Here is a 26,455-nt window from a genome sequence, read left to right on the forward strand (position 1 = left end):
CCTCTCGCCGCGCTCCACGGCCTACGCCCTGTCGGTGCTGAGCGCGATGTTCCGCTGGCTCATCGACAAGCGCTACGTGCTGGCCAACCCTTTCGCCGGCATCCGGGTGCGCGGCATGCGAGCAGCCGGGATGGACACGACGCGAGGGCTCTCCGGCGCCGAGTGGGGCCTGGTGCGCACCGTCGCCGATGCGCTCGAATGGGCGTACGGGTGGGAGCCGCGCGCGGCGCAGCGCATGCGTTTCGTGCTGGACTTCGGCTTCGGCACCGGGCTGCGCGCCAGCGAGCTGGTCGGGGCGACGTTGGGCAACATTGAAACCGACGCCGGCGGCGATGCCTGGCTGCACGTGGTCGGCAAGGGCAGCAAGGCCGGCAAGGTGGTGCTGCCCCTCATCGCGCGCGGCGCGCTGGAGACTTACCTGGTGCAACGCCGACTGCCGGTGAGCCCGGCGAAGTGGGACCCGCGCACGCCGCTGCTGGGCAGCCTCAACGGCGAGGCCGGCATCACGGCCAGGCGGCTGTGGGCGGCGATGAAGCGCTTCTTCTCGACCGCGGCCGCGGTGCTCGCCGACGTCAATCCGGCGCTGGCCGAGAAGCTGAACCGGGCCTCCCCGCACTGGCTTCGACACAGCCACGCCTCGCATGCTCTTGAGGCCGGCGCGGATCTGACCACGGTGCGCGACAACCTGCGCCACGCGTCGGTGTCCACCACGTCGCTGTACCTGCACGCTGACGACGAGCGCCGCGCCAGGCAGATCGGCGCGGCGTTTTCTGGCCGCCGTCAGCGCTGATATTCCCACTCAAAACGCACCGATTTGCACGCCGAAACTGGCTTTGCCGTAATTCAAATTTTTGTAAGTTCTTGTCCCGCAACGGGTTTCAGACCCAAAGCGCACCTTTTTGCACAAGGAGTCCGTCCACCCCTAGCAGTGCTCGGAACGCTGCCACGTCACCCGGCGCGGTACAGGGATGCCGGCGGTTTCTGGTGGCGAGGTTGCGCTCATCCAAGGCAGAGCCGGGATGTAGTGGCTATTCCAGGCATCAACTTTGTAGGCTGTCTTGCGCCTGTGCCGTCGTGGTGGTGGCGCGCTACTGCACGGCAGTGAACCTCGGTTGCAAACCCGTTGTTCAGTCCGACGACTCCACGCTTGATCTGCGTTCCACCAGGAACATCGTGGGGTGCTCCCCAGCGGCCAGCAGCATCAATGTCCAGCGCCAAGGACTGAGCACGCGCGGTGAACCCCTACGGTCCGAACTGCGCTCGATGTCACTGACAGCCTGGGCGTCGGCGAGGCCAAGGATGCCGGCGGTGTAAATCAGTGTCCAGCCCATGCGCAGTCGCAGATCGCGCACCTGCTCTCCCGTGGGCTGCGGAAGCTCCGGATAGAACGGTGCTTCGGGGGGCTTCTTTGGTCTGCCGCGCTTGGGGCGCTCAGGCGGCGCAGCCTCCTCGCTGCTCACGGTCATGGTGTGTTCTCTCGGATGTTGGGCCGCCGATGTTAGGCGCTTGTTCGAAGTGGTCTCCTCTTCCGATCGTGGGAGACGAGGCGGCCCAGCCCTTGCGCGTTGGCGTGTGCGCTACTCAATGACTCCGCGCTGAGGGCCCAGCATGGACACGGCCCGCTGCTGCCCGTCCTTCATCGTCGGGCTCCCGTTCTGGCGGCGCTGGTCCAACGCGCCGGTATGCAGATCGACCAGGTAGCGGAAACACAGCACCGTGGCCGGGCCCGGCCAAGCCCGCCACGCCTCGCGGATTGCTGCCTGCTGCTTGCGCGTGCGTCACGGCAGCTTTTGCGCCAGACCTGGGCCTCGTCGTCGCCGCGGCACACGCCGCGGCCGCCATCGAGGGGCGAACCAGCCAGCCCAGGCTGGCGTTGCTCCTGGCGTCGCGCACGAACTCGCCCGGCGTAGGCATGGCGCCTGCGTTTGCTCTTCACCGCCTGCCTCCGCGCAGGCGGCTCCACTCCGCCGTGAACGGTCCCACCAGGTGCGCCCGGGGCGGCAGTTGATAGCGCGGTTCGTGGCCAACACTCGGACAGTGCATGATCCGCACCCCGCGCCGCGGCGGCCGTTGTTCCGCCGGCGCGTCGCCGCGCAGCTCCTCGATGGTGATGCCGTGGCGCTCCATGAGGGCGTGAACCCGCGACAGCGCGTAGGCCACGCCGAGCTCGCCGGGCGTGATGCCGTGCTCTCGCATGAGCGCCTGGATGCGGCGGATCGCAGCCCGCGCCGACGCTCTTGAGCAACCGGCTGCAGGACGCCGCCGGCATGGCGTGGTCACCAGCAGCATGGCGGAGGAGCCGGTGCGGCCGTGATCGGCCACGCGAGAGGGCTCGGCAGAAGGAACGGCGGACATGGGCACTCTCCTTGGCACGAGAAGCGGAAAAAGAAGGGGCGGCAGCGCGCGCTGCGTGGGGTGGGAAGTCGGAGGGAGGGTGGAGAAGTGCCCCACCGCCGCTGGTGTCGCCCTGAAAACCTGATTGACTGCGGCAGCTTTGGTATCAGGGCGCGGTGCGCCGACGCGGTTGCGGTGCCGACGCTGTGCCGAGTTGCTGGCTCTGGGGCTGGTCCAGACCCGCGCGCAGCCGCACATGCATGTCGGTGAGCGTGGCGCGCAGGTCCTCGTCGAGCACGTCGCGCAACTGCTCGCCCAGGGCGTCGAGCGTCTCACCATCGCCCCGATCGGCCGCGTGCTGCATCTGCTGCGCGAAGGCGTCAGCGTCGAAGGCGCGCCGAGCCTGCGGCGGCGCCATCGGCCGCGCCGGTGCAGGTGCCGGCGTGGCAGCCGCGGCGTCCTGACCATCGACAGCCGGGACCGGAGTGGGTGCGGCTGGCGGCTTCGCGCGCTCGCGCAGGGCGGCCTTGGCCCGGTCGGTGGCGCTCGCAGCCGGGGCAGCAGCGCCAGCACCACTGCCCGCCCCTTGCGCGTCGTTGGCCGCCGGTGGCACCTCGGCGGGCTCGAACCAATCGGCCACCGTGCTCATTTCGTCGCGCAAGCTGACATAGACCCGCTTCAGCCCCACCACCTGCGCCGGCTGGATCGCCTCTATGCGGCGTTGGATGCGGCGCTCGATCTGTTCCTTGGTCACGCCGAATTCGCCGGCGAAAGTGTCGAGCAGCCGCTTGATGCCCTCAGGGCTGGTGTCGGCCTTGGCGCGCAGCGTGGCGCTGGCCTGCTCCATAGCCATTTCCGTCACGTCACCCGGTATCTGCGCCAGGATGCACGCGCGCTTGCGCCGCGCGGCCTGGTTGGCGCAAAGCTCGTAGATGTCGCGCTCGCCCTTGAGCCGGTAGCCGCCCTCCTTCGTCTCGCGCCAGTGGCGCACGAAGAACTGGATCACCTCGCGGTTGGTTGTCTCATAGTCCACGCAGAAGGCTTCGACCTCGGACACGCCCACGCCGTCCGGCCCGACATAGCGGCTGATCTCGCGCCAGCCGCTGGAAATGTTGCCCCACTGCTGCGCCATGGCCTCGGCCGCCCGGATGCTCGGCCCCACCACGTCCGAGCCGCCGCGGCTGTACTGGTACTGCGCTTTCTCGGCCAGGGTCTGCCGCGTGAAGGCATTGCGGATCTTGTCGCAGGCCTGGATCACGTTGCGCGGGAAACGCTTGGCCATCATTGCCAGCGCCATGACCTCGGCGCTTTCGCGGGCCTGCACAGCACGTGCGCCGGCGCTCTCGGCCACGCCCCGCGATGCGCCGGGCACGGCATCAAACGGGTTCTGAACCACTTCAACGTCGCTCATGAATTTCTCCAGTGAAGGGACACAGGGATGGCCCGCGCTGTACGCGCTGCCGATTCCCAAAAAAGCTCACTTGTCGTCCTTGAGCCGGAACTGCCGGCCGGGCTCGCCGGTGCGCAGGAACTCCCGATAAAGCTCCGGGTGCGCAGCCTCGAGAGCGGCGGCGTCAAAGCGCCGTGCGGGCTTGGTCGCTTTCCATGTGGCGAGGGTGTGGCCGGTGGCGTCCACCAGCGTGTCGGCCTCGCGCAGCGCGCCCATGAGCCGCGCTTTCAGCGCCGCCTCGGCCGCGTCCAGCTGCTCGCGCTGCGCGCGGATGGCGCGCAACTCGTGCACCGCGCGCAGCACATCGGTGTCGGCCCTGGCCTGTCCGGCGCGACAGGTGCCGCCGAAGCGCGCAAGCATGTCGTCCAGGCTGACCGGCTCAGGCGGCTCGCCACGCTCCACCAGCCGCCAGAACTCGGCGATGCCGTCCTCGATCAACTCCTGCAACTCGCGGTCGGCCTCGATCACGAATTCGTCGTAGTCCGCACCACCAAACAGCACCGGCACGAACGACACATCGACGTCGGCCAACAGCATCTCGTGCTGCACTTGCAGCAGGTAGTGCTGCGGTATGTCGGGCGAGCCGGACTCGCCCCAACCTTGGCGCGTGCGCGCGGTCTTGGCCTGCACGTTGAAGCTGCCCGGCACCCAGGCGTCAAGGTGCGCGAACATGCGCCCGCGCCGCATGGTGTCCGGCGCAACCACCAGCAGATCGTCCGGGTGTGCGCGCTGGAACTCGGAAAGGATGAACGGCTCGGCGGCCAAGCCAAAGCGCATCGCCAAGTTGTCCAAGGCTTCCGGGGCTTCGCCGCGCTTGACCTGGTAGAGATCAAACCGGGTCTGGTACGGACTCAGGCCCAGGGCCGCAGCGCACTCGGAAGCGCCCACGCCAGTACGGCGTAAAGCCTTTTGGGCATCGGTGAGCATGGCGCGGCCCTCCGCTTCAGAACGGGCAGGTGTGGTCCGCCATGGCGGCGAGTTCGTCGTCGCCCTCGGCCGCCGGCAAGTGCTGCAAGTACGCGGGCATGAACGCCCACGGCCCGCTGGCCAGGAGCAGCAGCACCAGCCCCAGCGCGGCGCATTCCCTGTCCGCGATCACTACCCCTTCGCAGCCCGAAAGCGCCTTGGCGTCCTCGGAATCAAACGGGAAAACCTCCTGCCCGAGCAGTTCAGCCACCGTGGCGTATATGCGTACGCGTTGACCAGGTTGGAACGCCATGTGCGCCATGGAATGCGGCTTTGCCTGGCTTCGTTCCAACGCACTCACCAAGTAGTTCGGCGCAAACGACTTCCGCCCTTGGGCGTCCGTGGTGAGAGTGCCGTGCGGCGTGGTGCGGCTGGACTGCTGCGCCAGCCGCTCGCACAGGTGCGGCTTGGGCACGGCCTTGTTGGCGCCGGCGAGGCGGTTACCGGTGACAGGTCCGAGAGCGTTGGACATGGTGCAACTCCAAGGGACGGGAGAGAGCCGGCATGAAGGGCCGCCGGCCAAGGCCCATGGAACTCAGAGCCAGAAGGCCGGCGCGGACAGCAGCGCCAGCAACAGCCCGGCGATACAGCCAGCGACTTCCCATGCAAGGGAGCCGGCGCGGTCGTTGCGCGCGTGCGCGAAGGCATCAGCCACGGCCTGCTCTGCAAGGGTCGCATCTGTGGCGTACAGGTCAGCCATGGCGCCCCTCCAGATCGCATATAGGGCAGCCCTCGCCCGACTGGCAGCGGTGTCCGAACCGGCACGGCGGGCAATCTGGGTTGCTCAGTTCCTCGGCAATGCACTCGGCCTCGTGGTGCCCAACCAGGACCAAGATGCGAATGCGCTGCACGGGGTTCACAGGTAGGTGTGCAGTCAACAGATGGATTGCCGACTGATGGAGGGCGCTGCTCATTGCATCGCTCCAAGGGCACGCGCCATCGCCACCTGCGCGGCTTCCACCAGCACCGCGATCCGCGCCGCCAGGGCTTGGGCGTCGGAGGCGGCAGGCAGCGCCGTCACGGCTTGAGCAATGGCGAACAAGTCAGGTGCAGCCTTGAGCAAATGCGCCGTCGCGAGAACCGGCACCACAGCGACCAGACCGCCAGGGCTCGGCTGGTTGTCGTGATGCAAGGTTCGCCCGCTGGCTCCCAGGTAGTACGGGCCGGGTTCAAACCCGAAATACAGGCGATCAGAAGGCGTTTGACTGATGGCCGCCGCATGGCCCCGCGCCGGGGGCCACGGGCTGCGCTTGATGCACAGCCCTTCCATTTAGAACCCCGTGCGGGCCGCCATGTAGTCCAGCGTGGCCGTCGAGTAGTAAATGGCCTCAGGATCGTCGTAATCGGCGGTGCCGAGGTTTTGGTAGTCGGCTTGGGCTTCTGCCAGCCACGTCGCCAACTGCTGCGGATGGAACAGGCCGGCGTCCTCGCACAGATCAATTTCAACGTCGCTGCAATCGAGGAAGCAAACCTCGGGAATCACTTCCACGTCAGCGCCGGCTTGATCTTCGCTGACTTCGATCACATATTGAATGCGAACCGGAATACCGGAAAAGGTGCTGGTGAAGCGGTAAGTATTCAGAGGGAGGGAATTCACTGCTATCTCCTACTGCACCTGCCCTGGTGCATGGCTTAATTATAAGCCGTGTGCTTAATATATAAGCCTTTTGCCTAAATTAATTGTGTCCGTTTGTTATTGCTTGGTGCTTAAAATAATTCTTCAAAATCAAAGAACAAACATCGTCAAGTTAATATTCATGAGGTTCGTATGAATAAATTTTGTTATAGCCATGCTGAAAGCAATGGCAGTTTTATAGATATTTATAATCTCGCGGAACCGCTATAGATGCCCTATGTCGCTTCGCGGCGATTTCATCGAAGGCCTGTTCGCCAGGCTGACGCTGCGCTATGGCAGCGCCTTCATGGATCGTTGGGACGGCCTTCCCATTGCGGCGGTGAAAAAGGATTGGACACACGAACTGGCCGGCTTCGCCCGGCGGCCCAAAGTTATCGAGCATGCGTCAGCACTGCTGGACCCTGTTGGGCCGCCTGCGGCCGTGCAATTTCGCACCCTGTGCTTGACGATGGCCGCGCCGGTGCGGCGTCCGCAACTGCCTCCGAAGCTGGCCCATCGTGCCGCGGACGTGCTGCTGCCGCAGCGGCTGCACGTGAGCGAAGCCGTCTGCGAGGGCGCCACGCTGCGCCTGACTTGCCTGAGCACGGATGCGCAGCTCGACCCGCGCACGCTCATCGGCGTGCCGCTGGAGATGCAGCTCGTCACCGACCGCGGCTTACGCACCCCGGATAAACAGCCGCTGGCTGCATAGGTCAGGCGACAGGTACGTTGACGCGCGCCGAGGCGTCAAACGCAGGCCCGGTTTTGATTGACGGCAGTTCTCGACTCGGCGGGCGCTGGCCGCCGATGATGACCGCTATGTCTCCCACAAAACTTGCCACCGACAGCGTGCGTCAGCGATTGCTGGAAGCCGCGAAGACCTGCTTCATAGCGGACGACTACCACGTCGTCAGCACCCGACGCATTGCCGAGCTTGCCGGTGCCAACATTTCGATGATCCGGTACTACTTCGGCTCCAAGGAAGGGCTCTACGAGGAAATGATCCGCGAGACGCTGCAGCCGCTGCTGGAGGTTCTCGACGGCGATCTGCTCGCGACACCAGCCGGCTTCGCCGAGTACCTGCGGCTGTACTACCGCACGATGCTGGCGGCGCCTGAGTTCCCGAAGTTGATCCTCAAGGTGCTGGCACTGCGCAGCGGTCCGGGCCGGCGCTTCGTCCAGCAACTGCTCGAACGTGGCCGCACCCGGGGCGCGCGGCGAGTGCAGGACTTGAAGGCCAGCGGCCAAGCCGGCGCAGACGTGGACCCCGATGTGCTGCGCATGGCGTTCGTAAGCCTGGCGATGACGCCGCTGCTGCTGAAGGATGTTTTCGAGGAGCAGATGGAGCGGCCGATGGACGCAGCGTTTCTCGAGCACCTAGCCGGCTTCAATGGCGCAATGATTGCAGCCGGCTTGGCCACTGCGCTGGCCGACGCCACCAACCGGAGCGCTGCATGACGACCGCGGCATCATTGCAACGCCGCGGACTGCAAGCCCGCGCCTTCCATGGCGTGTCCCGCCTCTTCGGCGGACTGCGCAAGGCGCTGGACTCGGCGCTGCCGCCACCCGTGCGGCTGCTGCAGCTTGGCTCGGCGTTCTGGCACTCCCGCGCGCTTTACGTCGCCGCACGGCTAGACCTGGCAACGACGTTGGGCGACGCGCGACTGGCACCCGCGGAGCTGGCCGCGCGTGCCGGAATCGATCCCGACGCCTGCGCTCGGCTGTTGCGCTTCCTCGTCGCCGTTGGAGTGTTCGAGATGGATTGCGACGCACGCGTGGCCAACAACGCGGTGTCGGCCGCGTTGCGCAGCGATCGACGCGACAGCGTTCGCCAGTTGGTGCTGATGCACAACGCGCCCGAGATGACGCGCGCCTGGACCGAGGCGCTGGAAGACGCCGTGCGCTGCGGGGGCGTGCCGTTCGAGCGCGTGCACGGGTGCCCGCTGTACGACTATCTGGATGGACACCCGGCGTTTGACCGGCTCTTCGCACGAGCGATGGACGAAGTTGGCGCGCTCGCTGGCGACGCCTTCGTGACGGCGCTGGCCTGGGACCGCTTCGACCGGGTCATCGACTTAGGTGGGGGCAAGGGAGCAAAGGCGGCCGCGATCCTGCAGGCTCATCCCCGGCTTCACGCCACGATCGTTGACCGTCCTGCCGTCGTCGAACAGGCTCGGGCCTGGTGGCAGGAGCCGCCACGCCGGGTAGCCGCGGCGCGCGTCGCCTTCGTCGAGGGCGACCTGCTGCACGACACGTTGCCCTTGGCATCCGGTCCGCGCGACGTCTTCCTGCTGTCAGCCGTGCTGCACGGGCTCGACGAGACCGCAGCGACTTGCCTGCTGCGCCGCGTACGCGATGCAGTGGGGGACAGCGGCGCTGTGGTCGTCGTGATGGAGCTCGTGCTGCCGGACCATGGCGTCGACGCGGCCGCGGCGTCGATTGACATGCAGATGTTCGTCGGCACGTCGGGGCGCGAGCGCACTCGCGCTGAGTGGGCCGCGTTGGCCGCAGCGGCCGGCTTCGGAATCAAGGAGATCGTTCGGATGCCGTCAATCGGCGAGCTCATCGTCCTTTGCAAAAGCGCATCAGGCTCCCGTCCCAACTGATTGAAGAAGCGCTCCAGCCCCTCGTGGTGCGTCTCGCAGCTGGTGCTTGAGCGCGTCGTTGAGCCGGTGCAGCTCCAGCAGGCTCAGCGGCCGGTCATGGACGTCGGTGACGACGCCCACCCACTCGACGACGTGGCCCTCGGCGTCCCGGATGGCCGTGGCCGGCACGACGCAGTGCCGGTGCTTGCGCGAGCGGGCATGCCAGAGCCGGCATCTGGCGTGGTAGCGGTCGCTGCGCTGCGCTGCTCGGCCAGCGCCCAAGCGTCGAGGGTAGGTTGTTGGTCGTCCGGGTGGACGGCGTGCAGCCAGCCCTGCCCCCGGGCCTGCTCCCAGGTACGGCACGCGATGGGTGCGGGCCTCAGGGCTCCGCCCGGCAATTTTTTCAGCTACGGATAACGGCAGTAATCGAAGGCGCATTTTTTGATGTCGATTTGGGGCGTCAGCGGCGCGATGACGACTTTCCGCAGCCCCACAAGCACTTGCATGCAGCCTGTGCGGCAGCGTGATGTCGCCCCCCTGCCCTGCCCGCGGTCCCGACGCGCCAACCTCAGCGGCTCACCGCCACGACCATCAAGTCCTGGCCAGCTACGCAGCCCAGCGCGCGATGGATGGCATCGTCAATCCACGCCGGCTCGTTGCCGAACGCGCCCCCGCCCAGCCGCGTGAGCAGCACGCGACGCGACGCGCTGCGGCGGGCGTTGAGCACGCCGGCCAGCAGCGTGGCCTCGTAGGCGGCCTCCAGCACCAGCCGCGCCAGCGGTTCCCAGGCCCGACGCGGTGGCCGGCCATAGGCCACGGGCAGCGCCGAGCAATGGGCCTGCGTCACCAGCGGCCCCGGGCCTTGTGCCGCGTCGGTGACTTCGACGTCCCAATGAAGCCCGATGCGCAGGAGCCCGCGCAGATGGTCGAGTTCGGCCTCGGGAGCTGCCGCCAGTTGCCGGCTCACCCGCGCCAGGCCCTCGGGATGGCAAAGCGCGTAGCCGTTCATCCAATCCCAGATGGGTTCTTGCTCATGGCCCAAAGCCACGGCCAACTCGGCCAGCGTGTCGATCTGGCGCTCGGCGGTCTGACCACGAGCGCCCTGTAGCGGCACCAGGTAGTTGCGATAGATGGTGCCGGCGCCCGCGGCCATCGCGCAGGCCGGTCCCTGGGTGTGGTCGCAGGCGTAGCAGCTCACCCCGTGTTCCGGACTCACGCGGGGGTGCACCATTTCCAGCAGGTTGAACTGCGAGGCGACCTGGATCAGGGCGGCCTGTTGCTGGGTCTCCAGGTGCAGCGCTCGGATGTCACCGCGCAGCCCGCCCAGCCGCAGAGCCGGCCCGTGCGGCTGCACGCCGGCGCGTGCCCGCAACTCAGTCAGCGACACGACCTCCAGCCGCCCCATCGCGAAACGCCGCCCCGTAGCGACATTCACCAAGCTCTGTCCATCGATCTGCAGCCGCTGCTGCGTGCTGGCGTAGTCCGTTTCCTCAAAGCCCGTGATGCGCTCGAACCAGTCCACGGCCCCCTCCCCTGTCCCGTAATGGCGCCATCTTCTCGCACCGGCAGCACCACGAGCCGCGCAGCCAAGCTGACGGAGAGGCCCAGCAAGGCGGCTGAGAAAATGCGGGATGGATAACAGCACCCCCTCGCCGGCCCAGCCGCGCAACCCCTTGCACGGCATCACACTGGAGATGATCGTCACGGCTCTGGCCGGCCACTACGGCTGGGTCGGCTTGGCCGAACGTGTGCCGGTACGCTGCTTCAGCAGCCAGCCCAGCGTGGCGTCGAGCCTGAAGTTCCTGCGCAAGACGCCCTGGGCCAGGGAGAAGGTCGAGAGCCTCTACCTGTTCATGCTGCGCGAGCAGCGGCGCGATGCCCGGCGCTGACCGCCCGGCACGCCCATCACACAGCTGGCTTGCGCAGCCGGCCGCGGCGCTTGGGCGTCAGCACCGGTCCCAAGTCCGTCGGCGTCAGCGCAAAACCGCCCATTAGGTTCTGAATCTTCACCAGCCCTTTCAACCGCGCGTCGTCTTCCATCTGATTCGGCGGATGAGCAGGTACCGTTGTGATTACCTGGGGGGCGTGCCCGCGCCCACGGCCAGAGCTGCACTTGGTCAAGCTGCAAGGGTCCACGCTGGTAGCCGGCGGCCACCGCGTCAACGTCAATGGCGTAGCCATCGCTTAAGCCAGGGCGACACCTATGCTGCGTGAGCGGCGCTTGCGCTGACGATCCAAGAACGCCTGCCGTTTGGCCTCGCCGTCGCCGAGGATGGCTGCAGCGGCCGGCACTTCCAGAAACTCCAGGCGGCCCGCGTCAACCGCCTGCAGCAGCGCGGGCATCGCCGGACGCTGGATCTCGGTGCGCAGCCACGAGCCGTCCACGCGCCGGTGGTCGAAGGCAGCACTGGCACAGATCTCCACCACTACCGTGCGGTCATGCCGCGCCAGCCATCGGCCGGCATGGGCCGCCAGGAAGGCCTTTGCCGCGGCATCCTGAGCTGCCACGGGCGGGCCATCAACCGCGGCGGCGTCGCCCCCCGTCCCCTTCGGGGGCTCCACGGGCCGCGTCCAGTCCTCGCCGCTGCGGATCAGGTGGACCAGCAGACCTTCCGGGTCGCGCGCTCTGCGTAGACGCTCCAGCCGGTGCGCCAGGACGTGTTCCACGCGCACCCGGACGGCCTTTGCGATGCTCATAGCCTTCCTGATGCGCCGGCCGCCCAGCAGCGGCACCAGCGGCGCCAGCACGGCCGGGACGTGGACGCCCTCATGTAGGACCGTGCCCTGCGGCTGCTCGGCAGGCGTGGGTTGTTCTGGGTTCGGGGGGGTGTCCTCAGGCGCCGGGGGCGCAGCCCCTTGGCCCCCGATAGGGTTTAGATCTTTATCTACAGGCGGCGCAACTTCTTGCGAGTGGTTGGCGAACAGAAGCGCCATGCAGTGTGGCGTGAGCCGCGTGTGCCACACCGGGTCGCGCCGGCACTCCATCTCGGCGATGCGCTCGGTGAGACCCGCCCGCACGAGGTCGGTATGCGCGCCAGAAACCGAGCGGTCGCTGTAGCCGGTGAGACCCTGCAGCGTCTGGCTGGGTGTGGGATGGACGGCGCCGGGCTGGCGCAGGTCGGCCGCTTCCACCAAGTGGCGAAGCACCTTGTATCCGCGAGGCGTGAGCCCGGGGATCGAGCGGGCGTTGAACAGGTCATCGAGCCGGCACACGGCGGCTTCGATGGGGGTAAGAGCGCGGCTGCAGGTGCCGCTTCGGCTGGCGCGGACGCTGGCGCCTGCCCTTGCTGCGTGATGCAGTGGCATGGAAATGCAGGGACGAGTTCGCCCGCGTGTTGCGGATTCCGTCGCTGTCCGTACACTCCCAACTTGCTAGAGCGGTGTGTGGATTCGCAGCTCGGGATCACGCATCACGGAGAAAGCCTCGGGGCTGGAATCCCGGGGCTTTTCTCTTTCGGGGTCAGTCTTTCTGAGGTCCCGGTCCTTTCGTTATGGATGGCGGCTTGGGCTGCTGGAATTCAGCTAAAAGCCTTGGGTGGTCTAGATCGTGGCGCTGAAAGTCAGCGCCGCTCTTCTATGGCAACTGCTCGGCTTTACCGGACTCGTATCCCTGGGCGTTGACGCTGCTGCATGCCGTGGCCCGCAGTCCTTGATTGCTCCTGGGTACGCTGCTGCGCTTGCTCGACGGCCTGCTCCTGCTTGAGATCGTGCAGCGCAATCAACTGGCTGATCTGTGGCGCAATCTGGCGGCGCACAGCTTCAGTCCCGAGCCTGCTTTTCTGCGCAAGGTCGTTGAAGTCGGTGAACTGCTTCATCCGTTCGAGCGCATCCAGTTGCGCCGGTCGTAGCAGGTCACCTTCCATCAAGTTGCGGTCATCGGCGTGGGTGCCGGGCTTCACGCTGGCCAGCCACTCGGCCGCGCCAACGTGCGCGCGGTAGGTCGCCGGCGTGACTGGCTTCAGACCGGGCGGGTAAGTGATCTCGTCGGGTGCGAAGATCGGGAAAACCGCTTTGCCGCCCACAGCCTTCGCCGCAGCCTCGGCTTTCTCGCGGCCCGGGTTGAAGCCTTGCGTCATCACCACTGTGCGGTCGTCGTCGCCAACGACCAGCATGGGCTTGGTTGGGAACATCTCCCGCAGCGCGCGCGCCACGGGTTCAAGGTTGCCCGAGTCGAAAGCGGCAACCACCGCGTGCCCCACGGTTTCCTTGATCGTTGCCATCGTGGCGTACCCCTCGCCCACGACGATCACGGGCGCGCGCTTGAGCTCGTCCATGCCACCGAGGACATGGAAGCAGCCGGTCTTGCGCGAGTCCTTGGCAAAGCGCTTCGTGCCCTCCGGGCCGATGTACTGCATCGTCCAGATGCGGCCGGTCTTGTCCTGCGCGGGTAAGAAAGTGGTCTGCCCGCTGGCATCGGTAAGCGCACCGCGCTGCGGCTTGACGCCCTTGGACTGCAAGTAGGGCGTGGGCTGGTTGTACGGAATTTGCCGAAGGCTGCCGGCCTGGTTGGTCACGCGTTGCGCGGTGGCGGCGTGCTTGGCTGCCTGCTCGGCCTCGCGGCGCTGCTGGTTGGCCTTGGCCTCAGCTTCCAGGCGGGCGCGGTCCTGCGGGTTGATCGTGTAGCCCTTAGCCTTCCAGCGTATTGACTGACCACTGCGGTTGTTGCTGATGTAGCCCGCGGGGACTTCGCCGTCCTCGTGCCCAATGTAGAAGCCAGCTCTCTCGCCTTTCTTGTCACCGGCAACCTGGATGCGATGCGGCTTGCCGTCCATGATCGGGTGGTCCCCGGACACGATGCAGCCCATCTCGCGCAGCGCGTCGGCGAACTCGGCGCGCACGTCCTTCGCCGACGGTATGTATGGCTCAAACGCCCTCGCAGCCTTGGCGGCCGGTGCAGGCTTGGCTGCTGGTGCTGGCGTGCTGGCCACCGCCTGCAGCGCGGCGTCGATTCGGTTGTTCTCCGCGGCGTGCAGCGCGATCACCTCGGCGGTTTCCTGCTGCTGGGACTGTGCGAGGGGCTTGTCGTACTGCATGAGGAAGGTGTGGATACGCTCGGCGTCGGCCGCCGCGCGGAACAGCTCAAGGGGATCTCTCGCAAGAAGATCGGCGAAGGCGTGAGCCCGGGCGTCGTTGCTTGGAGGCGGCGGCAAGCCCAGCGTGTCGGCGAGGAGCACGGTGGCGAGCTCGGCGCGCAGTTCTTCTCGCACGCGGCCCTCGCTGCCGAACGGATGGCTCATGTCGCGGTCCAGCCGCGATTCGTGCCCTGTCCAATGGGCCAGTTCGCGCAGGGCCATGGTGCAGAAGCGGTCCTCGCCGCCTACGGCCTCGGGTGTGGGTAGCTGGATCTTGTCGGCGCTGGCGCGATAGGCGGGCCGGTAGGCAGCGTGTTCCTTGACCGCAGCGCCGCTGAAATGCATAAGGCTGCGGGCGCGCTCAGTGCCGTCAAAGCGAGGCGAAGGCGCATGCTCCGGCAGCCCGTCCATCTGCTCGGCGTTGAAAACCACGGCCATGAAGGCCTGGGGCTTGTCCAACTGGACGGTCTCTTGCATCACGCGGCCGCTGGCGTCCCGCTGTGGGCGGCCTGTGGCATCGAGCAGCGGGCGTTGCTCGGTGAACTTCCAGAACTGGACGTGCGTTCCCTTCTCTCCTTTGCGCACCTGGCTGCCGATTTCCTGCGCCTGGTCGTAGGTGAGCCAGCGCGGATCGTCGCGGCCCTGGGCCATCAGATGCACGGCGTTGGCGCCCTTGAAACGTTGCCCGTTGAACGGGTTGAACGGCACCTGTGCGCCCTCTTCCTTCGGGAGCTGCCACGGCATCATGCCGGCCTGCAGCATGTCGATGACCCCTTCGGCAACGGTTTCTGGGTATGACTGGCGATCCATGGTCAAGCCCCCAGGTCCAGCGCGCTGGCCAGGGCATCGGCCTCGGACAGCGCGGTTTCCTCAAACGCCCCGGCCGCCTTCGCCTCGGCCGCAGTGAACGTCACTAACAGCCCCGGAATAAGCATGTCGGCAATCTTGTCGCGCGCCACATCGGCCGGCGTGGCGTGCACCAGGTCGGTTGGGTCGTCGTCGCCACCGAGCAGCGACAGCATGGGATCGTCGTGGGTCACAGAACACCTCCATTCATGGCGGCCTGCTCGGCGTAATCCACGCCGTGCAGCTCGCAAAAGCTGTACTCGTCCCAGGCGCGGCACCAGGCCACGGGAAAGCCGGTGACAGCAGCCATGAACTCGGCTGCGCACCCTTGGGATAAGCACGGAAGGCCGCCGTGGTCGGGCAGCAGCAAATGCGCGTAGGTGATGCGGTCGGCCTCGGCCTGGCGGTCGCCTTCCGCATCGAACGATGAAACCCGGGCAAAGCAGTAATACCGGTCGTGTGCTTCTTCCAGGGTCTTGCGCTGCGCGGGCGTCAGTGCGCCCAGGAGCTGAGTGGCTTCGGTGTAGTCCATCGAGGTCCTTTCAGAACGTGAGCACCGGGCGGATCACCGCCTGCACTTGGGAAACCGGCACGGGGCCGAAGTAGCGGGCGTCGAAAGACTTTGGGTTGCCCTCGCCCATCAGCAACACCTCGTGGTCCAGCGTGGTGCTGGCGCTGACCGGATGCGGCAGCGGTCGCCCCATGCCGTCTTGCTCGATGCGGCGGCTTGCTGGCAGCGCGTGCCCGTTGACGCGCACGGCGTCGGCCGCGAACTCAACCCGGTCGTGGTCGGCGGCCACAACCAACTTCATGAGGCCCTGGAACTGGCCAGGGCACGCGCCGCCGTCGAGGTAACCCCGCGCGCGCGCCAGCACGAACGGCTCGGTCGGCGGCGGGCAGACGAACACGTAAGCGCCCGGGCGCACTGGCTCGTCGGTAGAGATGTAGAGCCCGCGCGGGATGCTGGCGGTGCTGTTCCACCGCAAGCCCAGGACATGCACGATGAGCGCGCCCAGCACCAGCAGCACGCCCAGCACGCCTACAACCAGTCCCAGACGGTGTGCGGCGCGGCTCATGCTGCCACCAGCAAATCACTGTGCGTAGGTGCAGGCACCGACGCACGCGCGAGAAACACCTCGTCCTTGAAGTACAGGATCTGTCTGCCGTAGATCGCTGGACGGCCCGCGACGTAAACGACCATGTCGCCCGGTTCTAGGATGCGGTCGTCAGCGTCCTTGACCGGCGCCGGCATACGCATCGCCTCATCGGCCGTGAGCAGCGGGCGGCCGATTTCCTGCATCGTGCGCGACACCTGGCCTTGCATGAACGCGGTGCGCTTGCCGCTGACTGTCACCGCCTCTTTGACCACCGTGGTCTGCCCGGTGCAGCGCGAGAGGTATTCCGCCGTCTCGACCCGGTTCGGCGGGAACGCGCCTTGGACGTGGCAGTTGGAGGTGATCGTCTCGTGGTCGCCGTAGCCCTGCGTGGGATGGCGCAACTGCTGCGTGTCCTGCACAACGATGAACGCCTTGATGCCGTAGCCAGCCATCCACGACAACGCGTCCTCGAAGCCTGGCAGCTTGCCGTAGGACGGGAACTCGTCCAGCAGCATGAGCAGCTTGTGCTTGTACTTTGGCGCCGGGCGACCGCCTTCAAACGCGATCTTGTCGCACAGCAACCTGATGGCCATCGTGAGGAACAGCCGCATGAGCGGCTTGATGCGGTCCTTGTCGTTGGGCTGCGTGGTCAAGTAAAGCGAGATCGCGTCCTGGTGGTGCATCAAGTCCTTAATGCGGAAGTGCGAGTCGCTGACGTTGCGCGCGACGATGGGGTCGCGGTAGAGCATCAGGTAGGACTTCATGGACGACAGCACCGAGCCGGCTTCCTCTTCGTGCCGGTCAATCTGATCGCGCGCGGCAGAGCCGACCACGGGATGCACCTGTTCCCCGTCATGCTTGTACGTAGTCATTTCTGGCCACAGGTTGCCGGTCGCACGCGTTGGGTCGGAAACCATTTGGTCGATCAGCGCAAGCGACGCACAAGGTCCATGCCCGTTTTTGTGCTTGTAGAGCGCGTGGAGGATGAGCCCCTGCAGCAGAGCGAAGCTGGTCTTTTGCCAGTGGGTCTCCATGCCCTTGCCGTCCGGGTCCACCACCAGCAGCGCGATGTTTTGCACGTCGCCGACTTCGTACTCGGTGCCGAGCCGCACTTCGTCCAACGGATTCCAGTGCACGCTGTCCAGCGCCGCCGGCTCGAACTTGAGCACACGCTGTTTGGCAAAGTGCTTGCGCCAGCCGGCAGTTGCCGCGTGCAATTCGGCCTTCAGGTCCGACACGATCATGCTCATGAGGTTGGACAACAGCGTCATCAACACCGGGCCAACGCCCTTGCCGGAGCGCGTAGGCGCATAGAACAGGATGTGCTCAGGGCCGGTGTGGCGCAGGTAGCGCAGCACGCCTTGCTTGTCGATCCAGCCGCCCACATAGCAGGCCATGGCCGCCGGCGCAGGCTGCGTCCTGAGTTTGTTGAGCCAGTTACCTTGATCGCGCGGCAGCAGCCCAGCGGACTTGATGTCGGTTTCTTCGGCCCAACGCGCGGAACCGTGCATGTACTGGTTCGCTACTGGCGAGTTGCGCCGAATCATTTGCGTCATCAACGTGACGCCCATGCCCGTGGCCGCAACCAGGGTGCCGACGCTGCCCGCGTTGAGCAGTTCGTTGGGGTAGTGGTCGTGCCACTTCCAGGCCCAACCCAAGATTGACCAAGGCAGGTAAACATGGCCCACGTTGAGCCCCAGACTGGCGTGGTAGTCAAAGGTGTGTGCGAACTGCTGAGTCGCTGCCGCAAGGCCCGCAACCATCGAGCCGCAGGCCAGCGCCGGCACAACCTTGCCGCCGCTGCCGCGCTTCTGCTGCTGCTGCCGGATTTGCGGGCCGACTGCGTTGTTCATGCTGCTGGTCGTCATCTGCTGAGTCCTCGTCCGGTGCCCGTGCTGATCGTGGCGTTGGCATTGACCTTGGCCGGCGTGCCCAGCCCGGTGCGGGCAAGGCGCTGCGCGGTGGTCGCGTCGATGGGCATCACGAGCACTTCGTCGCCGCGCTTCAACAGCGCCAGCAGTTGCTCATCGACGGTGCGGGTGCCGGCGTAGGTCAGCGGACCTGCCCCGGCGGTGTATCGGGTGTGCTTGGGCACATCCAGGCCGCGCGCACGCTTGTTTTCGCGCTCGGCGATGTACTTGTCCGCTGCGGTGTAGGCGGCCGGCGAAAAGATCGCGCCGGGGATGCTCCAGCTCGCAGTAGCGGCTGGCGCTGGCGCTGCTGGGCTGGCCGGTGTGCGGGTTACGGGCCCGCGCTGGCCGGGATCGACCGCCGACAGCGGGCGCAACCGGACGCTAGCGCCGGGCGGCGGCTTGGTGCCAACCTTCGCCACGCGCGGCTTGTCAACGGTCGCCCGTTGCGCCTGAGGCGCTGCCTGGGGACGCACACGGGCTTGCGGCGGCGGGGTTTTGTCCAGCGGCGGCCGCCGCGCGGGCTTGGCCTGGACGGCGCCGCGTGCGCGGGCTACCGGCGGGGGCGGCTGGCTTACGCCTCGTCCTCGCCCTCCGCTTCCTGTTTTTCCTCCTGGCCGATGAATTGGCCGTCGCACAGCGTCAGTGCGTTGGGCTCCTTCGTGCTCCACACCACCACGAACATCACCCGGCAATAGTTCTTGACCTCCTTCTCGCTGGCGAACCACACCGAGTTCGGACAGGTTTCGCAGACGGTCGGAGGCGCGGGGCGGCGGCTTGGCGCCAGCGCGGCGAGCGTCGGGCTTGGGCTGGACGGGGCGGCGGGCATAGCCAGACGCTGGGTTTGCAGGTCGCTGCCGGTGTAGCCCTCCATCGCGCGGTCCAGCAGTGCGTCGTCCGGGTTCGGGTTGCGGGTAGCCATTTGGGTACTCCTTCTGCATCAGGGCCTGGCGGTGTCGCTCAAGGCCGGGGTCGGTAAACGTGATAGGCAGACCTAAGTCCACGGCAGCGCGCACGACAGCCGCCTTGAACTGGATGGACCCGTTGACGGTGATCCGGTCGCCGTACTGCTGGCGGGCCAAGCGCAGCGCGGCGCGCACAGCTTCCTTGTCGGCTTCGCGGGACACCTGCAGCCGCTGGCCGTCATCGCGCACGGCACTGGTGCCGGTGCGGTAGACCACGGTGCCGGCCTTGGTGACGGTGTCGATGTCCGGCACAGCACCAACGCCGGTTGCTTGGCCAGCGGCGCGAATGGTGGCGCCGTGCAGGTTCTCGGCTTCGGAGCGCGCGCGCAGCGCGGCGAGTGCTTCAGCGTCGCCCTCGATGGCTTGCGACTTCAGCCAGTCGGCCCAGGCCCTGCGCTCGTGGGCGGCCACGATGCGCTGGCGCTGCCGGCCGTAGTCCTCGTGGATCTCGCGCAGCTCGTTCTTGAGGTTGCGGCTGGCCTGCGCGTAAAGCAGCCGCTTGTCGATGCCGCGGCCATCCACCACGCGCAGCGTTGCCGCGTGCAGCCGGTAGACACGGTGGGCGTTCTCAACGGCCAAATCCTTCGACCGCTTGGCAGCAGCCAGCTCGGCCACGCGTGTCTCGTAGGCGCTGTCGCGCTCGCGTTGGTAGCGCGCAAACAGCTCCGTGGTGTCCACGCGCGTGCGCTTGGGTCGGTACGCATAAGTCTTGCGCGGGTGGCCCGAGTGGCTGGCGCTGGAGGCCTGGAATCGTCCGAGCCGTTCTTCCAGCGACTGCTTGGACAGGCCACGGTCCACCGTGCTGGCACGCACACGCGTACCGTCGTCGGCTTCGATGGACAGGCCCGCGCCGCGTTCGTGTATGCGCAGCCCGTGCGCCGCGAGCACTTCGTGCATCTCGGCCCAGGAACCGACGCGCTGCATGTCTGCTAAGCACTCGCGGCGTACCCAGCTCATCAAGCTTTCGATGCCGGCATGCTGTTCCATGTCGGCCGCCCTGCCCTCCGCCGTGCGGCGGCGCGGCGTGTGGTTGTCGGCCTTCAGCCCGAACTCGCGCTCCAGCTTTGCGCACACCCTCGCCAATGTCCGGTAGGACTGGAAAGGTTCTTTGAACGTCAGCCGGCGTGGATGCACCTTGTTGATGGCCAGGTGGATGTGGAGGTTGTCGGTGTCACGGTGGACCACGCTCACGCGCTGGTGCTCGCCCAGCCCCAGGGCATCACAGATGCGCTGCTCGATGGCTTGCAGTTGCTCAGGCGTGGGCTGCTCGCCGGCCTGGAAGCTCACCAACAGGTGGTAAGTGCGGTCGCCCTTCGCACGCGTGTTGAGCTGCTGCGTGGCGAGCATTTCGGCAACTGCCGCGTCCAGCGTGGCAGACGCGCAGTTGGTAATGCGAATGTCGCCGACGCGCTCGTGCAGGCCCTGGTCATCCGCCAGGTAGCTCACGAGGTCTGCCATGCTGCTGCGCGATGGGCTGCGCATGGCTACGTGCTTGGCAATCACGGGCGCGGCTGGAGCTCAAAGGTTAAACAGGCCGATCACCGCCCAGCCGCTGAGATAGGCTGCAACGATGCCGAGTGCGTGCTTTCGTTGACCGGCTTTCCAGCGCAGGCCAGCAGCAAAGCCAGTACAGGCACCGGCAATCCAACCGAGCATCACCCCGAGGCCGAGGTTCGCGATGCCCAGCGCGGGGATCACGATCACGGCAACGATGTAGACGCCGTGCTTATGAAGGAAGGCCGCACACCGTTGGATGAACTGCTTGACGGTGTTCATGCGAAGCGGTCAAGGAAAGGCCGGCAGTGTTAAGCCGCTTAACACCACGGTGATTGCAGTACTGCCGGCGACACCGAGCACTGCCAAGCGCAGTGGAGTCAGCGGGCCGAATGCGGTGCATGCGCACATGGAAGCTCCTATGCCGCAGCCCACGCGACGACGCACGCCGCTACAAGCGTGAGCACTGCGGCGGCCATGTTGAAAATTGCTGCTTTGCGGGTGTCGCCGATGTCTTTGCGCATCTGCTCGACGCTGGCGTCTACCAGTGCCTTTAGCGCACTTACGGCCTCTCCCGCTCCATCCCCTGCGGTCTTTTGGATGCCAGCCCGGCTGGCTTCCAGCAGTGCGACCACAGCCTTGGTCGCACGGGCCTGCGCATCCTGGTCAACGCGCTGCACCGTCGATTCAATCTCTGCCTTGAACTTCTCCAGTAACTCGTGCTGGGCGGTTTCGCCGTCCCGCTGCAGCCGCTCAAAAATCGTAAGCAGCATGAGGATCGGGTCGTCGCGGCCCACGGCAACGCCGTGGCGAACCGCGATCTCCTTGATCATCAGCTCGACGCGTTCCGGCGCACCCATCACAGCACCGTTGCGCCGTCCAGTTGCTCGAACAGCTTGCGCCGCACTGCCGTGAGGCGCTGCTTTGCCATCAACTGCACGCCCTCCGCGGCGATGGCTTCGTCGAACGTCAGCCGCGCCTGCAGCATCTGTGAAAAGTCGTGCCCGTGCAGTTCAGGTTTGAAGAAGGGCATTTGGATCAGTGCACTGACCCGGCCCTTGTTGTCCCGATAGGCCTTCATCTGCTCAAAGCCGCGGCCCTCGTGCTCAATAGGCCCGAAGTACGGATTGAGCCAAACCACGAAAAGCGCCTCAGCCGGGAATTGCGTTGCGAGCTGGGCGAAGCCCGACACGGTGTCCATGAGGGCTTGACCGCCAGTGATGACCGTGTGAATCACCAGCTCGTGCCCCATGTCTTTGAGCATGCTCGGCACCTCGTTCGATATAAGGTAGTGCGCGAGCGGAACGAACGACGATGCCCCGTTGTCGATGATCACGTCCGACGTCGATCCTGCAGCGAGCTCGACCATGGAGTCGAACTTGCGAGGGTTGATTTCGTCGCCCTCCATGATTTCGACGCGGTGGACGTTGAGCGCCTTGTAGCCGGCAAACGTCGCGTTGACCGGGTCCGTGCAGATGCAGGTCGGCTCGCCGCCCTTGGTCTTGATGTACTGCGCCAGGACGGAAGCAATGGCTGATTTGCCAACGCCGCCTTTGCCCTGAAGCACGGTGTGAATCTTGGTCATCAGAGAATGTCCTTCGGGTCTTTAGCCGGCTGGTATGTGAAACCAGGCACAGAGGTGTTTGTGCGGCGCGGCTCGGGTTGCGAACCATGTGAGCTTTTTGCGGACCCTCCAGCCTTTGGCGCTGGGGCGTCCGTGATGTGCGCTTTGACGTGGGTAAGAAAAGTCTCGTACCGGCAAGTCAACCGGCCCGTTTCCGTCATGTGCTGCCAGATCGTCTTGAGCGGAAAGCGCGCGTCGATGGCATTGCGCACGTCCTCTTTCACGGCCAGAAAAGCAACCAAGCTGCGGTCGCGGCGTGGTCTAGGTTCCGCGCTTTGTTTGACCCAGGAGGTCAACTCGTCCACGTACGTATGGGCGGGGGGCTTCGTCATGCCTGCCTCAGCGTTGCCAACGCATTTCGATCCAGCCGGTGCTGCCGCCCTCTGCTTGGATCGGTGCCGCTGCAGTTGTGCACGCCGAAACGCTGTTCCTGCCCTGCTTTTGCGCTGCAACTCTGGGGTGCATCCTTCATGGTTGCCCTTCTATCGCTGTGTTCGACATATCGTAGCCATACAGTTGCGATATTGGGAAACCAACAGGTGATAAATCGTATTTTGCGCGCTAGACTGCCGTGGAGTGACCCGGCCCGTAGGGCTGGGCAGGATGGGCGAAGTAGGCCCACCGGCGTAGCCGGTGCCCCTACTTCGCTCCCCTTATTCGCGCCGGAGGCGCTCAACGGGCATCCTGCTCTGCGAGGCTGGCCGGCTACCGCCGGTAGAAGCAGCAAACAGGTATGGACAGCAGAAAGACCGTGACCCGTAAGGGCAGCCCGCCGATCAAGGTGTATTGCCTACCGGAAGAGCGAGCGGGCATAGAAGCGAATGCCAAGCAAGCGCGACTGAGCGTGGCGCGCTACTTACGTGAAGTAGGTCAGGGGTACAAGCTGGACAGCCGCTTGGACTTGGAAGCGGTGCAAGAGCTGGCTAAGGTCAACGGTGACCTAGGGCGACTCGGTGGTCTATTAAAGCTGTGGCTCGTGAAGGACGCGCGCACGGCCAGCTTTAGTGAAGCGACCATTGCTAGGCTGTTGGAACGCATAGAGGTCCAGCAGCAGGAGTTGGGGCGCTTGATGGGAGCCATCGTCAGGCCCCGTGCAGCCCACGCACCCAGCCCACATGGGCCGGGTGTTAAGCCGCTTAACAATTAACGGCGTTTTTTTCTAGGAGCAGGGGAGGGCGCCGTGTTTCGAATTTGAAAGGCGGCGCGCCCTTCGGCACTGTAGGTAATGGTGCCGTCAACGCCAAAGGACGGCGTTTCCGAGAACTTCGCAAGCTCGTGAGAAACAAGCCCGGCTTGGGTCTGCTGGTAGACCAGACCGTCTTCCAGCATCAACAGCACGCCGTCCGTAGGTGCGATCCGGTCAGCGGGGCGTGCATCGAAAAGGTCATACAAGCCTGGGGCAAGCCCGTTTGCTTTCTCAACCCGCTCGTTGACCCATTCACTCGCTTGCTCGGCCTGTAGCACCCGATGGCCGTTCATCACAATAAGCCGCTTTCTCATGATTGCGCCGCCTCGTCTACCGCCAGCAAGCGGACGTTGGCGAGGTCTACTTCCGTCTGCTGGCCATCGTCATCAAAGCAAACCCAGGCACGGCCAACAACCGACGGTCGGCGTGCAATCACCAGCACGGCCTGCCTGTTATCAATCACGACGCGCACCACTGGCTTGTGCAGGTTGTCGCTGCTCTGAACTGAAGCTTGTCTTGCCGCGGGCGCAGGTTGCCGTGCTGCCTTCGTCGGCGCAGACGCATCGCTGGTGGCTACTGACGCGGGCTCCACATCAGCGCTAGGTGCTGGCGCCGTTGCTGGAGGTGGCGCAGCCTCCTCATCCGGTTTGACTTCGCCTGTTTGGCACGGCGTCACGACAGGCACTGCCTTACCTGCGCCGCGGTCCATATAGGTGCGCAATGCCTTGACCGTGCCGCGCGTAACTTCTTGGTCTGGGATGGAGAGCCAGGCACTCACTGCCTTGGCATTTGTCTTGTACGCGCGCACCAGTTCGTTGGCGACGGTCACATCGCTGACCCGGCCGCTGTTGAATGCCTTGGCTATTGGGTCGGGCAGATCAAGCAGGGTGACATGCAACGTCACGAACGCGCGCGACTTTCCCAGCTTGCGTGCAACGTCAGCTTGCGAGTCACCGGCGGCAAGTCGGCTGCCGATCCAATCAGCCAATTCACGCGCCGTCAGATCTACGCGCTGCAGGTTCTCGATGATCTGGTCTTCGGTGGCAAAGTCGTTGTCGATGAACGCCTTCACGGTGGACAGGCCCGCCAGTCCACATGCCCGCCAGCGGCGCTCGCCGTGGTTGATGAAGTAGCGGCCGGGAGATTGAGGATTGGCGCGCACAGAAATAGGCGATTTCTGGCCGCGCACCTTGATGGAGTCGGCGAGTTCACCGAGGCTCTCTGCGCTGTAGCCAGGATTGCCATCGCGGCGCGGCTGTGCCGGGTCCGGGTCAATGAGGTCGCGTGATATCTCCAGTGGAGTACCGACGGGCGCTGTAGGGGCAGGGGAGGGCTTGACCAGCAGGCTCGACAAGTTGCCAAGCTTGCCGAAGCCGCCGGCCGTCTTTGCCGCGGCAGAGGCTGTTTTGCTGGTCATTGCGCAATCTCCATCTTTTCAAAAACGTAGTCCGCGAACTGGCGCACTTCTTTGATTGCGTCGCGCGCAGCAGTCTTTTCAATACGCCACACGGGCACGCCAGCCTCTAGGGCATCCCCGATGCTGTCGCGCAGGCCGACTTTCACCGGCATCACAAGATCCGGATACGACTCGCGTAGAGATGCCAGGTTGGCCTGGTGGCGTGGCTTGCGCTTCTCTACCTTGTTTGGAAGCATGCCCAGAAACTGCAGATGTGGATTCCGCTCCAGCAGGTTGTTCATCACCGCGAACATCTTGCTCATGCCTCGAACGCTGTACGCCTCCATCTCAATAGGCGAGAGCATGAAGTCGGCGGACATGATGGCGGCTGTCATGCGGACGCCCAGCGCCGGCGGCGTGTCGATAAGGCAAACGTCGAAGAACTCGGCGAGCACAGCCATCGATGCCTTGAGTGCACCGCACGCCTCTTCCGCCGTGAGCGGCTGCTCGATGTCGATCAAAGCAGGGTCCGCGTGGATCAACGTCAGGCCGGAGTTGTCGCGGGCGGAGAAGTGGGCTCGAACCGCGTCGGCCGAGTCAGTGAATAGCCGCGACGCGGCGTAGCCGCTGTCGTGAGCTTCCAAAGTGAAGCTGGCGTCCCCCTGGGCATCCAGGTCCACGACTGCAACACGCAGCTTGCGCTTCTCGGTGAAGTCTTGCGCCAGGTGACAGGTGGCGAAGGTCTTGCCTTGGCCTCCCTTCTGGATCGCGATGACGATGGTTTTCATAGCTTGTTGGCCCTCTCTCGTTTCTGCATGGCTTGCTTCTCCCACTTCTTGACGATCTCGACCTGGTGAGCGGGCAGGCTGACGGTGACGCGTTGCAGACCATCAGGTAGAACACGCTGAGCCGCCCGCCACACGCGTGTCACAGCCTGGGACACAGCGCCTTTGGTGATCCCCATTTCGGCCACGAACTCCTGCTGCGAGCGCCCATGCACCAGCACCCCTTTGGCGATCTGTCGTGTGCGCTCACCGGCGTCCAGGCTCTGAACCGCAAGTTCGAACTCATGGAGCGTCAGGCGTTTTTTCTCTGCCATCCGGTTTAGCTAAACAAATCATTCAGGCGAAAAAAAACCGAGCGCGGCATCGGGCTCGGCTTGCGCTTCAGCGCAGCGTGTCGGGGTCAGTTGTGGCGACTTTGTAGGACAGGACGGCCAGCGCGACGAACGCCAAGACGAAGCCTGCGGCTCCGAAAACCAGGCCTGCAACTACGCAGACGAAGCCCAGCACGAAGCGAAGCCACGGCCAGCACGCAAGGAACACGACCCATCCAAGGGGCGCTTGCGTCTTGACGTCGTCAGAGCGGTTCACTGGCTCGTCCCTTCGTGCCTGCTGACACAACCTTGAGACCTTTAAGATCTCGCCCGCTGTAAATATCTGCGGCAGCAGTTCCGGCAGGCTAAATCCCGGGGAGGGGAGTTTAGCTTGACTTGCCGGCTGGATGTTTAGCAGCTTAACAACGAGGCCCGTCGTCTTGGTCCACTACATCATCTTCTTCACAAACGTACTGCGGCTATTGGAGGAACAAGGACTGACAAAACACGAACTCTCAGCGAGAGCAGACGTGTCGCTTTCCTTTGTGTCAGACATAACAAGAGGTACGGGGAACCCTTCTATCAAAGTGATGGAGAAGATCGCAGCAGCGTTGGAAACACCGTTGCCATTCCTATTGGAATGCACCGATATGCCGAGAGACGCACTCGACCGTCTGGCCGGAGGGAAGTTTTTCCGTAGCGTTCCTGACGGCTACCAGCGCGTGTCGGCCGTGGTTTCGGACTACCACGCCTTCCTTGTTAGTGTTTACGCCGAGCAAGCTCAGGAGCAGCTGCAGCGCTAAAGCAGCGCAGTTCCAA

33 protein-coding genes are annotated in these 26,455 nt (G+C 65.3%); 7 read left to right on the forward strand and 26 right to left on the reverse strand.

What is annotated here, in order from left to right:
* The coding region (locus ALA01S_RS10590; RefSeq protein WP_157118892.1) for a tyrosine-type recombinase/integrase at nt 1-790 on the forward strand (790 nt) is incomplete at its 5' end.
* Nucleotides 791-1,127: 337 nt separating this feature from the next.
* Here the strand turns inward: ALA01S_RS10590 and ALA01S_RS32755 are convergent.
* From ALA01S_RS32755 to ALA01S_RS10625, 8 genes are all read right to left on the reverse strand, one after another.
* Nucleotides 1,128-1,466 (reverse strand): hypothetical protein, encoded by a 339-nt coding sequence (locus tag ALA01S_RS32755; RefSeq protein WP_157118893.1) that lies wholly within the window; start codon nt 1,464-1,466, stop codon nt 1,128-1,130.
* Between the two features lie 466 nt (nt 1,467-1,932).
* Nucleotides 1,933-2,355 carry a hypothetical protein gene (locus ALA01S_RS32760; RefSeq protein ID WP_157118894.1) on the reverse strand — a complete coding sequence of 141 codons (423 nt, stop codon included), beginning with the start codon at nt 2,353-2,355 and terminating at the stop codon, nt 1,933-1,935.
* A 145-nt stretch (nt 2,356-2,500) separates the two neighbouring features.
* A complete protein-coding gene (locus ALA01S_RS10605; RefSeq protein WP_066335779.1) occupies nt 2,501-3,745 on the reverse strand; it encodes a hypothetical protein in 1,245 nt (414 codons plus the stop codon).
* 66 nt (nt 3,746-3,811) lie between these two features.
* Nucleotides 3,812-4,711: a YqaJ viral recombinase family nuclease gene (locus tag ALA01S_RS10610; RefSeq protein ID WP_066335780.1), complete on the reverse strand. Its 900-nt coding sequence runs from the start codon at nt 4,709-4,711 to the stop codon at nt 3,812-3,814.
* Between the two features lie 16 nt (nt 4,712-4,727).
* The gene (locus tag ALA01S_RS10615; RefSeq protein ID WP_066335782.1) at nt 4,728-5,222 is read right to left on the reverse strand and encodes a hypothetical protein; all 495 of its coding nucleotides are present in this window, start codon (nt 5,220-5,222) and stop codon (nt 4,728-4,730) included.
* Between the two features lie 63 nt (nt 5,223-5,285).
* On the reverse strand, nt 5,286-5,450 hold the full coding sequence (locus ALA01S_RS32765; RefSeq protein ID WP_157118895.1) for a hypothetical protein: 165 nt from the start codon (nt 5,448-5,450) through the stop codon (nt 5,286-5,288).
* Between the two features lie 210 nt (nt 5,451-5,660).
* The gene (locus tag ALA01S_RS10620) at nt 5,661-6,020 is read right to left on the reverse strand and encodes a hypothetical protein (protein WP_066335784.1); all 360 of its coding nucleotides are present in this window, start codon (nt 6,018-6,020) and stop codon (nt 5,661-5,663) included.
* Nucleotides 6,021-6,347 carry a hypothetical protein gene (locus tag ALA01S_RS10625; protein ID WP_157118896.1) on the reverse strand — a complete coding sequence of 109 codons (327 nt, stop codon included), beginning with the start codon at nt 6,345-6,347 and terminating at the stop codon, nt 6,021-6,023.
* 256 nt (nt 6,348-6,603) lie between these two features.
* Between ALA01S_RS10625 and ALA01S_RS10630 the strand changes: the two genes are divergently transcribed.
* From ALA01S_RS10630 to ALA01S_RS10640, 3 genes are read left to right on the forward strand one after another with little or no spacing between them, the layout of a single operon-like run.
* Complete coding sequence (locus ALA01S_RS10630; RefSeq protein WP_066335786.1) at nt 6,604-7,077, forward strand: hypothetical protein; 474 nt, start codon at nt 6,604-6,606, stop codon at nt 7,075-7,077.
* 17 nt (nt 7,078-7,094) lie between these two features.
* Nucleotides 7,095-7,823: a TetR/AcrR family transcriptional regulator gene (locus ALA01S_RS10635; RefSeq protein WP_218011448.1), complete on the forward strand. Its 729-nt coding sequence runs from the start codon at nt 7,095-7,097 to the stop codon at nt 7,821-7,823.
* Nucleotides 7,820-8,971: a methyltransferase gene (locus ALA01S_RS10640; RefSeq protein WP_157118897.1), complete on the forward strand. Its 1,152-nt coding sequence runs from the start codon at nt 7,820-7,822 to the stop codon at nt 8,969-8,971. Before ALA01S_RS10635 ends, ALA01S_RS10640 begins: the two co-directional genes overlap by 4 nt.
* Nucleotides 8,972-9,518: 547 nt before the next feature.
* Here ALA01S_RS10640 and ALA01S_RS10650 read toward each other — a convergent pair.
* On the reverse strand, nt 9,519-10,472 hold the full coding sequence (locus ALA01S_RS10650) for a hypothetical protein (RefSeq protein WP_066335790.1): 954 nt from the start codon (nt 10,470-10,472) through the stop codon (nt 9,519-9,521).
* Nucleotides 10,473-10,581: 109 nt separating this feature from the next.
* On the opposite strand from ALA01S_RS10650, the gene ALA01S_RS10655 reads away from it, so the two are divergent.
* Entirely contained in the window at nt 10,582-10,839 is a 258-nt protein-coding gene (locus ALA01S_RS10655; RefSeq protein WP_066335792.1) for a VF530 family protein, read from the forward strand.
* Nucleotides 10,840-10,855: 16 nt separating this feature from the next.
* On the opposite strand, the gene ALA01S_RS35190 is transcribed toward ALA01S_RS10655, so the two are convergent.
* The 12 genes from ALA01S_RS35190 to ALA01S_RS32770 form a co-directional block, all read right to left on the reverse strand.
* Nucleotides 10,856-10,990 (reverse strand): hypothetical protein, encoded by a 135-nt coding sequence (locus ALA01S_RS35190; protein WP_259375516.1) that lies wholly within the window; start codon nt 10,988-10,990, stop codon nt 10,856-10,858.
* Between the two features lie 144 nt (nt 10,991-11,134).
* Complete coding sequence (locus ALA01S_RS10660) at nt 11,135-12,163, reverse strand: hypothetical protein (protein ID WP_066335794.1); 1,029 nt, start codon at nt 12,161-12,163, stop codon at nt 11,135-11,137.
* Nucleotides 12,164-12,543: 380 nt separating this feature from the next.
* Complete coding sequence (locus tag ALA01S_RS10665) at nt 12,544-14,832, reverse strand: zincin-like metallopeptidase domain-containing protein (protein ID WP_066335801.1); 2,289 nt, start codon at nt 14,830-14,832, stop codon at nt 12,544-12,546.
* Between the two features lie 2 nt (nt 14,833-14,834).
* Complete coding sequence (locus tag ALA01S_RS10670) at nt 14,835-15,062, reverse strand: hypothetical protein (RefSeq protein ID WP_066335804.1); 228 nt, start codon at nt 15,060-15,062, stop codon at nt 14,835-14,837.
* Nucleotides 15,059-15,400: a hypothetical protein gene (locus tag ALA01S_RS10675; protein WP_066335811.1), complete on the reverse strand. Its 342-nt coding sequence runs from the start codon at nt 15,398-15,400 to the stop codon at nt 15,059-15,061. The genes ALA01S_RS10670 and ALA01S_RS10675 overlap by 4 nt, the downstream gene beginning before the upstream one ends.
* A 10-nt stretch (nt 15,401-15,410) precedes the next feature.
* The gene (gene traF / locus ALA01S_RS10680) at nt 15,411-15,944 is read right to left on the reverse strand and encodes a conjugative transfer signal peptidase TraF (RefSeq protein WP_084267422.1); all 534 of its coding nucleotides are present in this window, start codon (nt 15,942-15,944) and stop codon (nt 15,411-15,413) included.
* Nucleotides 15,941-17,833 carry a type IV secretory system conjugative DNA transfer family protein gene (locus tag ALA01S_RS10685; protein ID WP_174548615.1) on the reverse strand — a complete coding sequence of 631 codons (1,893 nt, stop codon included), beginning with the start codon at nt 17,831-17,833 and terminating at the stop codon, nt 15,941-15,943. Before ALA01S_RS10685 ends, traF begins: the two co-directional genes overlap by 4 nt.
* Nucleotides 17,830-20,343 carry a TraI/MobA(P) family conjugative relaxase gene (gene traI / locus ALA01S_RS10690; RefSeq protein ID WP_066335824.1) on the reverse strand — a complete coding sequence of 838 codons (2,514 nt, stop codon included), beginning with the start codon at nt 20,341-20,343 and terminating at the stop codon, nt 17,830-17,832. The genes ALA01S_RS10685 and traI overlap by 4 nt, the downstream gene beginning before the upstream one ends.
* A 15-nt stretch (nt 20,344-20,358) precedes the next feature.
* Entirely contained in the window at nt 20,359-20,616 is a 258-nt protein-coding gene (locus ALA01S_RS10695) for a hypothetical protein (RefSeq protein ID WP_066335825.1), read from the reverse strand.
* A gap of 137 nt (nt 20,617-20,753) precedes the next feature.
* Nucleotides 20,754-21,167 carry a conjugal transfer transcriptional regulator TraM gene (gene traM, locus ALA01S_RS10700; RefSeq protein ID WP_169805893.1) on the reverse strand — a complete coding sequence of 138 codons (414 nt, stop codon included), beginning with the start codon at nt 21,165-21,167 and terminating at the stop codon, nt 20,754-20,756.
* A 26-nt stretch (nt 21,168-21,193) separates the two neighbouring features.
* Nucleotides 21,194-21,919, reverse strand: coding sequence for a P-loop NTPase family protein (locus ALA01S_RS10705; RefSeq protein WP_066335831.1), 726 nt, complete (start codon nt 21,917-21,919; stop codon nt 21,194-21,196).
* A complete protein-coding gene (locus ALA01S_RS32770; RefSeq protein WP_157118899.1) occupies nt 21,919-22,290 on the reverse strand; it encodes a TraK family protein in 372 nt (123 codons plus the stop codon). Before ALA01S_RS32770 ends, ALA01S_RS10705 begins: the two co-directional genes overlap by 1 nt.
* Before the next feature lie 401 nt (nt 22,291-22,691).
* Here ALA01S_RS32770 and traJ point away from each other — a divergent pair, with 401 nt between their 5' ends.
* Complete coding sequence (gene traJ, locus ALA01S_RS10710; protein WP_066335835.1) at nt 22,692-23,105, forward strand: conjugal transfer transcriptional regulator TraJ; 414 nt, start codon at nt 22,692-22,694, stop codon at nt 23,103-23,105.
* Here traJ and ALA01S_RS32775 read toward each other — a convergent pair.
* The 5 genes from ALA01S_RS32775 to ALA01S_RS10725 form a co-directional block, all read right to left on the reverse strand.
* Nucleotides 23,102-23,458, reverse strand: a complete 357-nt coding sequence (locus ALA01S_RS32775) for a KfrB domain-containing protein (protein WP_157118900.1) — start codon at nt 23,456-23,458, stop codon at nt 23,102-23,104. The two genes, traJ and ALA01S_RS32775, sit on opposite strands and share 4 nt — an antisense overlap.
* On the reverse strand, nt 23,455-24,561 hold the full coding sequence (locus tag ALA01S_RS31660; protein ID WP_084267423.1) for a ParB/RepB/Spo0J family partition protein: 1,107 nt from the start codon (nt 24,559-24,561) through the stop codon (nt 23,455-23,457). The genes ALA01S_RS32775 and ALA01S_RS31660 overlap by 4 nt, the downstream gene beginning before the upstream one ends.
* Nucleotides 24,558-25,328, reverse strand: coding sequence for a ParA family protein (locus tag ALA01S_RS10715; RefSeq protein ID WP_066335841.1), 771 nt, complete (start codon nt 25,326-25,328; stop codon nt 24,558-24,560). Before ALA01S_RS10715 ends, ALA01S_RS31660 begins: the two co-directional genes overlap by 4 nt.
* Nucleotides 25,325-25,639, reverse strand: a complete 315-nt coding sequence (locus ALA01S_RS10720; protein ID WP_066335844.1) for a TrfB-related DNA-binding protein — start codon at nt 25,637-25,639, stop codon at nt 25,325-25,327. Before ALA01S_RS10720 ends, ALA01S_RS10715 begins: the two co-directional genes overlap by 4 nt.
* A 67-nt stretch (nt 25,640-25,706) precedes the next feature.
* Nucleotides 25,707-25,913: a hypothetical protein gene (locus ALA01S_RS10725; RefSeq protein WP_066335846.1), complete on the reverse strand. Its 207-nt coding sequence runs from the start codon at nt 25,911-25,913 to the stop codon at nt 25,707-25,709.
* 163 nt (nt 25,914-26,076) lie between these two features.
* On the opposite strand from ALA01S_RS10725, the gene ALA01S_RS10730 reads away from it, so the two are divergent.
* Nucleotides 26,077-26,439: a transcriptional regulator gene (locus ALA01S_RS10730; RefSeq protein WP_238455762.1), complete on the forward strand. Its 363-nt coding sequence runs from the start codon at nt 26,077-26,079 to the stop codon at nt 26,437-26,439.
* The last annotated feature ends 16 nt before the right edge of the window (nt 26,440-26,455 follow it).

The sequence above is a fragment of the Azohydromonas lata NBRC 102462 genome (assembly GCF_001571085.1).
GTDB lineage: Bacteria > Pseudomonadota > Gammaproteobacteria > Burkholderiales > Burkholderiaceae_C > Azohydromonas > Azohydromonas lata.

What these genes read in the sequence shown, in the direction of transcription:
- ALA01S_RS32765 (WP_157118895.1), bottom strand. Translation starts at nt 5,450, where the DNA reads ATGGCTGACCTGTACGCCACAGATGCGACCCTTGCAGAGCAGGCCGTG.
- ALA01S_RS10695 (WP_066335825.1), bottom strand. Translation starts at nt 20,616, where the DNA reads ATGAACACCGTCAAGCAGTTCATCCAACGGTGTGCGGCCTTCCTTCAT.
- ALA01S_RS10605 (WP_066335779.1), bottom strand. Translation starts at nt 3,745, where the DNA reads ATGAGCGACGTTGAAGTGGTTCAGAACCCGTTTGATGCCGTGCCCGGC.
- ALA01S_RS10665 (WP_066335801.1), bottom strand. Translation starts at nt 14,832, where the DNA reads ATGGATCGCCAGTCATACCCAGAAACCGTTGCCGAAGGGGTCATCGAC.
- ALA01S_RS10705 (WP_066335831.1), bottom strand. Translation starts at nt 21,919, where the DNA reads ATGACCAAGATTCACACCGTGCTTCAGGGCAAAGGCGGCGTTGGCAAA.
- ALA01S_RS10615 (WP_066335782.1), bottom strand. Translation starts at nt 5,222, where the DNA reads ATGTCCAACGCTCTCGGACCTGTCACCGGTAACCGCCTCGCCGGCGCC.
- ALA01S_RS32760 (WP_157118894.1), bottom strand. Translation starts at nt 2,355, where the DNA reads ATGTCCGCCGTTCCTTCTGCCGAGCCCTCTCGCGTGGCCGATCACGGC.
- traM (WP_169805893.1), bottom strand. Translation starts at nt 21,167, where the DNA reads ATGATCAAGGAGATCGCGGTTCGCCACGGCGTTGCCGTGGGCCGCGAC.
- ALA01S_RS10630 (WP_066335786.1), top strand. Translation starts at nt 6,604, where the DNA reads ATGTCGCTTCGCGGCGATTTCATCGAAGGCCTGTTCGCCAGGCTGACG.
- ALA01S_RS31660 (WP_084267423.1), bottom strand. Translation starts at nt 24,561, where the DNA reads ATGACCAGCAAAACAGCCTCTGCCGCGGCAAAGACGGCCGGCGGCTTC.
- ALA01S_RS10675 (WP_066335811.1), bottom strand. Translation starts at nt 15,400, where the DNA reads ATGGACTACACCGAAGCCACTCAGCTCCTGGGCGCACTGACGCCCGCG.
- ALA01S_RS10685 (WP_174548615.1), bottom strand. Translation starts at nt 17,833, where the DNA reads ATGACGACCAGCAGCATGAACAACGCAGTCGGCCCGCAAATCCGGCAG.
- traJ (WP_066335835.1), top strand. Translation starts at nt 22,692, where the DNA reads ATGGACAGCAGAAAGACCGTGACCCGTAAGGGCAGCCCGCCGATCAAG.
- ALA01S_RS10715 (WP_066335841.1), bottom strand. Translation starts at nt 25,328, where the DNA reads ATGAAAACCATCGTCATCGCGATCCAGAAGGGAGGCCAAGGCAAGACC.
- ALA01S_RS10655 (WP_066335792.1), top strand. Translation starts at nt 10,582, where the DNA reads ATGGATAACAGCACCCCCTCGCCGGCCCAGCCGCGCAACCCCTTGCAC.
- ALA01S_RS32770 (WP_157118899.1), bottom strand. Translation starts at nt 22,290, where the DNA reads ATGACGAAGCCCCCCGCCCATACGTACGTGGACGAGTTGACCTCCTGG.
- ALA01S_RS10640 (WP_157118897.1), top strand. Translation starts at nt 7,820, where the DNA reads ATGACGACCGCGGCATCATTGCAACGCCGCGGACTGCAAGCCCGCGCC.
- ALA01S_RS10720 (WP_066335844.1), bottom strand. Translation starts at nt 25,639, where the DNA reads ATGGCAGAGAAAAAACGCCTGACGCTCCATGAGTTCGAACTTGCGGTT.
- traF (WP_084267422.1), bottom strand. Translation starts at nt 15,944, where the DNA reads ATGAGCCGCGCCGCACACCGTCTGGGACTGGTTGTAGGCGTGCTGGGC.
- ALA01S_RS10620 (WP_066335784.1), bottom strand. Translation starts at nt 6,020, where the DNA reads ATGGAAGGGCTGTGCATCAAGCGCAGCCCGTGGCCCCCGGCGCGGGGC.
- ALA01S_RS32775 (WP_157118900.1), bottom strand. Translation starts at nt 23,458, where the DNA reads ATGAGAAAGCGGCTTATTGTGATGAACGGCCATCGGGTGCTACAGGCC.
- ALA01S_RS32755 (WP_157118893.1), bottom strand. Translation starts at nt 1,466, where the DNA reads ATGACCGTGAGCAGCGAGGAGGCTGCGCCGCCTGAGCGCCCCAAGCGC.
- ALA01S_RS35190 (WP_259375516.1), bottom strand. Translation starts at nt 10,990, where the DNA reads ATGGAAGACGACGCGCGGTTGAAAGGGCTGGTGAAGATTCAGAACCTA.
- ALA01S_RS10610 (WP_066335780.1), bottom strand. Translation starts at nt 4,711, where the DNA reads ATGCTCACCGATGCCCAAAAGGCTTTACGCCGTACTGGCGTGGGCGCT.